The 553-nt window shown below is 73.1% G+C and carries 1 pseudogene; it reads left to right on the top strand.

Annotation, left to right across the window (positions count from 1 at the left end):
- Positions 1-55: 55 nt before the first annotated feature.
- Positions 56-553: pseudogene (locus tag D7V77_RS42385) on the top strand (hypothetical protein); the annotation flags it as partial.

Here is a 553-nt window from a genome sequence, read left to right on the forward strand (position 1 = left end):
AGAGACAGCGGCGAGGTGCTTCCAGTTGAATTCCCTGGAAGGTAGGTTTTACTGCATGTCCGTGTTGGAGGCCGTGGCGTGGCAGCGCGTGGTGGTGCTGGCCCTGGTGCTGGGCCTGTGGAGCCCCGCGTGGGCGGCCGGGTCGTGGCGGGCGGTCGTGCGCGTGGCGTCCACCGAGGACCGCGCACTGCTGGAGCGGGTGCGGGGGCAGAGCAGCGACCTGCCGGTGGTGCTGGAGACGGAAGCAGGTCCGTCCATGGACTCGAGCCCCGGCGGTGCATGGCGTGAGGCGGAGCGGCTGGCTTCACGGAAGGACGCGCGCGCGGTGTTGTGGTTCACGCGAGACGGGGCGGAGCTGCGGGTGTCGGTGGCGGCTCCGCGCACGGGACACCTGTTCGTGCGGAGCGCGCGGGTGGAGGGTGCGCCGGAGACGCTGACGTGGTCCGTGGGCGCGGAGGCCCTGTCGTTGGCGGTGCGCTCGGCGCTGCGCGCGGTGGACGCGGGCGAACCGCTGGGTGAAGTGGTCGCGCCCCCTCCCCCGCCTCCCGTGGTG

Origin of the sequence: Corallococcus sp. CA041A, assembly GCF_003612075.1 — a bacterium.
Lineage (GTDB): Bacteria > Myxococcota > Myxococcia > Myxococcales > Myxococcaceae > Corallococcus > Corallococcus exiguus.